This window comes from Candidatus Parvarchaeota archaeon (assembly GCA_016866895.1).
Lineage (GTDB): Archaea > Micrarchaeota > Micrarchaeia > Anstonellales > VGKX01 > VGKX01.
Map to the genome: position 1 here is coordinate 1 of VGKX01000083.1, position 5279 is coordinate 5279.

General features: G+C 49.6%; 5 protein-coding genes. All 5 read right to left on the bottom strand.

What is annotated here, in order from left to right; translation table 11 throughout:
* Positions 1-108: 108 nt before the first annotated feature.
* On the bottom strand, positions 109-3453 hold the full coding sequence (gene infB / locus FJZ26_03880) for a translation initiation factor IF-2 (GenBank protein MBM3229546.1): 3345 nt from the start codon (positions 3451-3453) through the stop codon (positions 109-111).
* A 68-nt stretch (positions 3454-3521) separates the two neighbouring features.
* Complete coding sequence (locus FJZ26_03885; protein ID MBM3229547.1) at positions 3522-4016, bottom strand: deoxyuridine 5'-triphosphate nucleotidohydrolase; 495 nt, start codon at positions 4014-4016, stop codon at positions 3522-3524.
* A gap of 60 nt (positions 4017-4076) precedes the next feature.
* Complete coding sequence (locus FJZ26_03890; GenBank protein ID MBM3229548.1) at positions 4077-4493, bottom strand: nucleoside-diphosphate kinase; 417 nt, start codon at positions 4491-4493, stop codon at positions 4077-4079.
* 122 nt (positions 4494-4615) lie between these two features.
* Entirely contained in the window at positions 4616-4864 is a 249-nt protein-coding gene (locus FJZ26_03895) for a hypothetical protein (GenBank protein ID MBM3229549.1), read from the bottom strand.
* Positions 4865-4889: 25 nt separating this feature from the next.
* Positions 4890-5099 (bottom strand): 30S ribosomal protein S28e, encoded by a 210-nt coding sequence (locus FJZ26_03900; GenBank protein ID MBM3229550.1) that lies wholly within the window; start codon positions 5097-5099, stop codon positions 4890-4892.
* Between the last annotated feature and the right edge of the window lie 180 nt (positions 5100-5279).

Here is a 5279-nt window from a genome sequence, read left to right on the forward strand (position 1 = left end):
CCCAAGCCTTCTTAGAAAATCAAGGCTTCTTGAAGAGTAGCCATGCGGATTTGCTCCTTTATCAATTTGCCACTTTGGCAGTTTCCACCCAATCAGCTCCAACTCAACTTAGAGCAGCTTCGTGTGGGTTATGCAAAGTATCTCTGAAAGAAGCCCCATGTCCTGGGCGGATAGCTGGCTTTGGCAGTACTTGATAAGGGATTCATGCGCCCTTTTGTCAATGTATGTATAAAGCACGTCGCCTTCGCTTATGGTCTTGCCCAGTATTGCCTGGTCAACTGAGATGGCAACCTGCGAGCCTACTGCAGCTTCTCCAACAGACTCCTTGTCCTTTTGGATGACTTTGACAGTTCCTACCTGCACGCCGCTTCTGCTCATCAGCATGCAGTCGGCCCTAAGCTTGCCGCCTATTACCTCAACCCCGAAAATGGCCGGGCTTTTCATCCTAAAAAAACAGCCTGGGAGAACCTTGACTTTGACAGGATAGGCAAGCTTGAGCAGGAACTCCTGGCTCTCCCTTTTCTTCTCCTGCTCAACCCAGTCCCTGTAATTATCCAGAAGCTCGTAGATGACTTTGCTTGTGAAGACGGGAATTTTCCCCGCCTGCGCCTCTGCAGACGCATCGTCTGTCACAGGCACGTTGAATGCAAGCACGGCACCAATGTACCTGTCAGCCGCCCCTACGGACTTTGCGTCAAGCACGTCCTTTTTTGTTACCTTGCCGATTGTGGCGCTCTTCACACTCACATTCGCCTCCTTCAAAAGTCTGACTATTGCCTCAACCGAGCCCAGCGTGTCTGCCTTGAGAATCACGCCCCTTGAGTCGGTTGCAAAAAGTATGTGTTTTATCTGCGCCTCGACTTCCCCGGCCTGCGCCGCGTCCTTTTCCCTGACAACCAGCACCGGAGCCCCTGCAATGGCGCTTGAAAGCTCCGGGGCAAATATTTTCACACCTGAGGCGCTTGACGCCTCCTGCACCTGCCTGAATCTCTCCTCGCCGGCGCTGACCCTTCCTGGCAGGTTTGGCTTGAGTATTGCCCGCACCCGCGTTGTGGCGCTCCCGTTGATGGTGCCAAATATTATCCTGTCATTCCTGCAAATCGTCCCGTCATAAAGTATGATGTCTATTGTCGTGCCAAGGCCCGGCTCCTCCTTCACCTCAAGTATCGTGCCCTTTCCCGTGCCTTGGACCTCAAGCTTTAACTGCGCCTCCAGGAATTTTTGCGACAGGCCGGAAAGGTAAAGCAAAAGCTCGGCAAGCCCCTCCCCTGTCTTTGCGCAAATTGGTATTATCAGGGCCTGCTTTGTAAAGTCGCTGACGCGGTCAAATCTTTCGGCCTCAATCCCAAGCTCATATAGTTTTCCAACAATCGAATAGATTGCTTCGTCTACCCTTGCCTGCACCTGCGGGCTTTGCTGCTCAAGTGCGTGCAAAAAAGAGCGGTTTGAGCTGTTTCTCCAGCCTTCCACCAAGTCAAGCTTTGTTGCGGCAAGAATGAAGGGAGTCTTGAACTGCCGAAGTATCTTGATGGACTCAACTGTCTGGGGCTGAAAACCCTGCGCTATGTCAACCACGAGAATTGCTATGTCTGCAATGCTTCCCCCCCGAAGCCGGAGGTTTGTGAAGGCCTCATGCCCTGGCGTGTCAATGAAAAGAAGCCCAGGTATTGTGATTTTGATGTTCAGCTTGCCCATCACTTCTGAACAGATGTTCTTTATTTCATATTCGGGCACTTCTGATGCCCCGATGTGCTGCGTTATTGCCCCGGCCTCCCTCTTTTGCACGCTTGTTGAGCGGATGCTGTCAAGCAAGCTTGTATTATGCAATACCATTCGTTCGGCAATGAAGTTCTTTGTATCTGGCACGGTGAAATCATACACAAATTCCGAAGGGGGGTCAACAATCTCTTTTTTTCTTACTCTTACGAATCTGACACTTTCCTCAACGTAAATAGGGTCACAGATCTGCTGCTTGCTGGCTGCGATCATTTTCATCAGAGTTCCGCGGGAAACATTAGCATATTTCGAATATTTGCTGGCATAGGGTAGCACGTCGTTGCTTATCCTTGCCTTGCAGGCGTGGGCGCCAGTCACCGGAGAAATATCAAATATCCTGCTCGTCTCACCTTTCCGTGCAGCTTCTGCCAACCTTCCACGTTTGAAACCTGAATTTGAACCGATGAGGTCAAGAAATAGCTGCACGTATGGCTTATTTGCAATTCTTACGTTCCAGTAAATTCCCTTGCGATACACCGAACTCAATATCCCAAATGATAGCAACGCGGAAGAAACTCGCCTGACGATTTCTCTACTCTTGCTGGTTATCTCGACGCAGTTGTTAAAAGGGGATACGTATCCATCCGTGTCAAACCATCCTCTGATAAATGCGGCTAAAATCTGCCTGTTCAGACACAATGCATCCGGGACTGAAATGCTCGCACTCTTGTCCTCCGAAGGCAAACCAAAACCTTCCGCCAGAAAGCGTCCAAGCGTCAATCCGCCCTTGGTGACAACCATCTTGCAGGTGTGTCCGTTCACCACCTTCGCTTCGATTCCGAAGATTTCGCGTATATATCTACAGAAAAGCACTTGAATGCCTGTATCATTGTTATGCAATACAACTCTTTTTTTGTAAAGAGAGCCGTCTCCCTGTATGCAGCCAATCACATACGCAAGCTTCACAAAATCCTCGAGCGTTTTGGGCAGCAGTATATGGTTGCTGGTGTGCCCCGCCCTCTGTTTTGGCGAGGCGTTCTTTAGCGAATGTATCATGTTGTAGGCATGGGCTTTGGAAAACCCAAGAAGCCTGCAAAGCGCAAGGTAATCGTGCAGACGGAATCGTTTTTTTCTTGCACAATCTTGTGGATTTCTTGCCGATAAAAATCCGTTTCTCTTTAGCTCTTCGAGGTTCAAGTCAGAGACACGGGAAATAAATTCCCTTCCCTCATATTCATCTACAAAAACTATAAACGAGCCTGCCTTGCCAAGCTGTTCAATCAGCCTCTCCTTGAGTGCAAAGGTGTCCTGTTCTGCTTGTGGCACAAGTGCCGGCACCAACACAAAGTCGGTTTCCTGTATTTCAGATGCAGGCTTCCATCCATGGAAAGTGCCGTTCGCTACGTAAAACGGGTGTTCGGGCGTGACGCTAACGCCATCTCCGGAAGCTAGTGTAATGTTGACAATTTGGGTTGGGGCATTGCGCTTCCAAGCGTGGGAAATTTTTTTCCTCACGATTTTTTCCCCGTTGAAACTGAATATTTCCGGCCCGTCCTTAAGTTCAACCACAATACCGTCATCTATTGCAGTTGCTTTTTTGCTGTCAAAACAAGAATCATATATTTCCTTCGCAGTCCTAAATGTGCCGTCTGCCAGTCCGACTAACGTATCGGGGACTACACATTTGCCATGGTCAACATGGCCCATGACAACAACTATTGGCTGGCGAAGAGGCATAACACAACAACCTTTTACTTAGCCTTTGCCCTCTTTTTTCAGCATTCGTGCAATACGGGCAGTATTGGCTATGATTTGTTCTCGCCTTTGAATATTCCCTGGTAGAGCTGCTTTGGCGGGCAGGTGAGCTTGAAAAAAACAATCTGGAGAAGCTTGGCATTTTTTTTCAGCCTTATGCCGTGCCTGTTTGACACCACAAGCAGCGCCTCGCTTCTGCCGTGGTATCCAGGGTCCCACACGGCATTATTCATGGCAGCCCCGTTTCGAAGCAAAGTTGAGCGGGTGAATGCAAGGCCGGCCACATCTTGCGGAATGCTGACATACTCGTTGAAAATTATCTTGTAGGAGCCTGGCATCAGGTGCAAATACCCCTTTGAGTCAAATTCGATTTTCCTTGACTTTGCAATTACCCGCTCCGAGTTGTCAAAATCCACGGAGCCTGCCTCGGCAAACTCATGCGCTTCCTTGAGGGTAAGGTCAACACCGCATGGCTGGAACTGGGATTGGCCTAATGACTCTGAAACGATTTTTTGTTCTTCTATCTCTTCTTTTGGAAGAATCATTTTCCCCGCCACATTTTTTCAATCAATCAAAAGTTTGGCAACCTTTCAGCCTTGGGCCGCTTAATAAATCTCCCCAGGCCTGAAAAACCTTTCTATCTCCTGTTTTGCGCTCTCCAAGCCGTCAGAGGCATGTATTATGTTTTCCTGCACGTCAGTGCCAAAGTCGCCCCTTATTGTGCCTTTTGCGGCCTTTTTTGAGTCAGTGGGGCCGCAAAGCGCCCGCAGCTTTTCAACTGCACCCTCCCCCTCAAAAACCCCAAGAATCACCGGGCACCTTGTCATGAAATTGACAAGGCCTGGGAAAAACGGCTTGTCCTTCAGGTGCAAGTAGTGCGCATCAAGTATTGCCTTGTCAAGCCTTGCAAGCCTAAGTGCAACCGGTTTTAGCCCGGCGCCAATAATCCTGTCAAGAACTTTTCCTTCAAGCCCCTTTTCCATGCAATCAGGCTTGAGGATTATGAATGTCCTTTCAACCATTCTCAGAATCACCTGCTTTTCTTCCGTGTCCAAAACTAGCTTACAGATAAACTAAAATAAAAAAATGTGCAGATTGGAGGCGGCGTGCCAATCCGAATTTACCGCCACAGTGAAGCCAAGCCTTATTTGGGGCTTTGCTTTGCAGCAGGTTTTGCCTGCGCGCCTTTTGCGCCAGCAGCAGCTTTTGAGCCGCCCTTCTTGCTTGTGGCATGCTCAAAGGCAGTCCACTTCACCTTCTTGCCAACCCGCTTGAGGTTCAGCATGTTTTTCTTGCACTTTTGCGAGCAAAAGGACAGATGGCTTCCGTCCTTTCGGACATAAAGAAAGCCAGTGCCTCTCGCCACGTTGTTGTTGCAAAATGAACAAAGCATATTTTCACCCGGTCAACTGCTATTGCTACTTTGCCCTGATCTCCTTTGCCTCGCGCTCTGTGTCCAAAAGCAGCAATATGTCGCCCTTTTTCACAGGGCCCTTGATATTGCGCCTGATTACGCGGCCCTTGTCATGCCCGTCAAGCACCTTGCACATGACCTGGTAGACCTCGCCGTGAATTCCAGTCTTCGCGCGCACCTCTACTATTTCAACAGGTATTGCGTCGTCAGCCATAAATTAACACCCAACCATCCAGCCTGTTTACTCCTTCTTGGCCTGGCCCTCAGCCTCAGGCTTCTCCTTTTTTGGAGCGCGCGGCTTTCTTGGCTTTGCGGCCTTCTTCTCCTCTGCAGGTGCGGCCTCCTTTGCCGGAGCAGGCTTTTCCTCCTGCTTTGCAGCGGGGGCTTCTTTCTT

Bases quoted from the DNA above. Each gene is read 5' to 3' on its own strand.
- FJZ26_03900 (MBM3229550.1), bottom strand. From the start codon at position 5,099: ATGGCTGACGACGCAATACCTGTTGAAATAGTAGAGGTGCGCGCGAAG.
- FJZ26_03895 (MBM3229549.1), bottom strand. From the start codon at position 4,864: ATGCTTTGTTCATTTTGCAACAACAACGTGGCGAGAGGCACTGGCTTT.
- FJZ26_03890 (MBM3229548.1), bottom strand. From the start codon at position 4,493: ATGGTTGAAAGGACATTCATAATCCTCAAGCCTGATTGCATGGAAAAG.
- infB (MBM3229546.1), bottom strand. From the start codon at position 3,453: ATGCCTCTTCGCCAGCCAATAGTTGTTGTCATGGGCCATGTTGACCAT.
- FJZ26_03885 (MBM3229547.1), bottom strand. From the start codon at position 4,016: ATGATTCTTCCAAAAGAAGAGATAGAAGAACAAAAAATCGTTTCAGAG.